The sequence below is a fragment of the Parasynechococcus sp. genome (assembly GCF_042954245.1).
Taxonomy (GTDB): domain Bacteria; phylum Cyanobacteriota; class Cyanobacteriia; order PCC-6307; family Cyanobiaceae; genus Parasynechococcus.
The window spans coordinates 1-2588 of record NZ_JBGKDP010000123.1 but is presented as its reverse complement, the minus strand read 5'-3'; the positions used below and the strand labels follow the sequence as shown (position 1 = coordinate 2588).

Annotated in this window: 1 protein-coding gene; it reads left to right on the top strand. The window is 59.3% G+C overall.

Annotation, left to right across the window (positions count from 1 at the left end; all coding sequences use genetic code 11):
- Positions 1-2588: preprotein translocase subunit SecA (gene secA, locus ACGVJ8_RS05630; protein WP_392346210.1), on the top strand; the 2588-nt coding region annotated here is incomplete at both ends.

The following is a 2588-nucleotide window of genomic DNA, read 5'->3' as shown; positions in this document are numbered from 1 at the left end:
AACCGCTGGTTTCCAGGAGCGTTTGGCCAATGCGGGGAGTCTAGCGAACCAGCGTCCGATCCTCGACGAGATCCTGCCTGAGGCCTTCGCCGTTGTTCGTGAAGCCGGCAAGCGGGTACTGGGAATGCGTCATTTCGATGTCCAGCTGATTGGCGGCATGGTGCTGCATGAAGGTCAGATCGCCGAGATGAAAACTGGCGAAGGCAAAACCCTGGTCGCTACCCTCCCGAGCTATCTCAATGCCCTCACCGCAAGGGGCGTTCATGTAGTGACGGTGAATGATTACCTGGCTCGTCGCGATGCTGAATGGATGGGCCAAGTGCATCGCTTTCTTGGCTTGTCTGTCGGTTTGATTCAGCAGGACATGCATCCTGAGGAGCGTCGGCGTAACTACAACTGCGACATCACCTACGCCACCAACTCAGAGCTGGGCTTCGACTACCTGCGCGACAACATGGCCGCCGATATCTCTGAGGTGGTGCAGCGGGAGTTCCAGTACTGCGTGATTGACGAGGTGGATTCGATCCTGATCGACGAGGCCCGAACTCCACTGATCATTTCTGGTCAGGTGGAACGTCCTCAGGAGAAATATCAGCAGGCGGCCGAGGTGGCCAATGCCCTGGCTCGCGCCGCTGAGTTGGGCAAAGACGGCATCGATCCTGAAGGTGATTACGAGGTGGATGAAAAGCAGCGCAGCTGCACCCTCACCGATGAGGGCTTCGCCAAAGCCGAGCAGATGCTTGGGGTGGCGGATCTGTTCAACCCCCAGGACCCCTGGGCTCACTACATCACCAATGCCCTCAAGGCCAAGGAGCTGTTCGTCAAGGATGTGAACTACATCGTTCGCGATGGTGAGGCGGTGATCGTGGATGAGTTCACCGGACGGGTGATGCCGGGCCGTCGTTGGAGTGACGGTCAGCACCAAGCCATCGAGGCCAAGGAGGCCCTGCCGATCCAACCGGAAACGCAGACTCTTGCTTCGATCACTTACCAGAACTTTTTCCTGCTCTATCCACGCTTGGCCGGCATGACCGGCACTGCCAAAACAGAAGAGGTCGAATTCGAGAAGACCTACAAACTCGAAACCACAATCGTCCCCACCAACCGGGTCCGGGCTCGTCAGGACTGGGCCGATCAGGTGTACAAAACCGAGGCCGCCAAATGGCGCGCTGTGGCCAACGAAACAGCTGAGATCCACAAGAACGGCCGGCCGGTGCTCGTGGGCACCACCTCGGTGGAGAAAAGCGAACTGCTGAGTTCGCTGCTGGCGGAGCAGGAGATTCCCCACAACCTGCTCAACGCCAAGCCGGAGAACGTGGAGCGCGAATCGGAGATTGTGGCCCAGGCGGGTCGGGCTGGCGCCGTGACCATCGCCACCAACATGGCGGGCCGTGGCACCGACATCATTCTTGGCGGCAACAGCGACTACATGGCCCGCTTGAAGTTGCGGGAGGTGCTGCTGGGCCGTCTTGTGAAGCCGGAGGAGGATCACAAGCCGTCGGTGCTTTTGCAGCGCAGTGCTCCGGGCGGGTTCGCTGATGCTGCGGAGCCTTCGCTGCCCCGCAGCGGTGAGAGCCTCTATCCCTGTCCCCTCACCGACGACACTGATCAAGCCCTCGGGCAGCTGGCTCGTGATTTGGTCAAGGTCTGGGGCGACCGTGCCCTCACAGTAATTGAGCTGGAGGAACGCATCGCCACTGCCGCTGAAAAAGCTCCCACCGAGGATCCCCAGATTCAGGCGTTGCGCGAAGCGATCACCCGGGTGAAGGGGGAATACGACGCCGTAGTGAAGCAGGAGGAGAGCCGCGTTCGTGAAGCCGGCGGCCTACATGTGATCGGCACAGAACGGCATGAGTCCCGCCGTGTCGATAACCAACTGCGTGGCCGTGCCGGCCGCCAGGGCGACCCCGGATCCACCCGCTTTTTCCTCTCGTTGGGCGACAACTTGCTACGAATCTTCGGGGGTGATCGCGTTGCCGGTCTGATGAATGCCTTCCGCGTGGAGGAAGACATGCCGATTGAATCCGGCATGCTTACTCGTTCGCTGGAGGGAGCTCAGAAGAAGGTCGAAACTTATTACTACGACATCCGCAAGCAGGTGTTCGAGTACGACGAGGTGATGAACAACCAGCGGCGTGCGGTGTATTCCGAACGCCGTCGGGTGCTGGATGGCTGTGCTCTGAAGAAGCAAGTGATTGGCTACGGCGAACGCACCATGGGCGAGATCGTGGAGGCTTATGTGAATCCCGACCTGCCGCCGGAGGAATGGGATCTCGACCAGCTGGTAAGCAAGGTGAAAGAGTTCATCTATCTGCTGGAAGATCTCACCCCTGATCAGGTTCAGGGCCTCGGTATGGAGGAACTCAAGTCCTTCCTTCAGGAGCAACTGCGTAATGCCTACGACCTCAAAGAAGGCCAAATTGAGCAGCAGCGCCCGGGGCTGATGCGGGAGGCCGAGCGTTTCTTCATCCTTCAGCAGATTGATACGCTTTGGCGTGAGCATCTCCAGGCGATGGATGCTCTGCGTGAATCGGTGGGTCTACGCGGCTACGGCCAGAAAGATCCGCTGATCGAATACAAGAACGAGG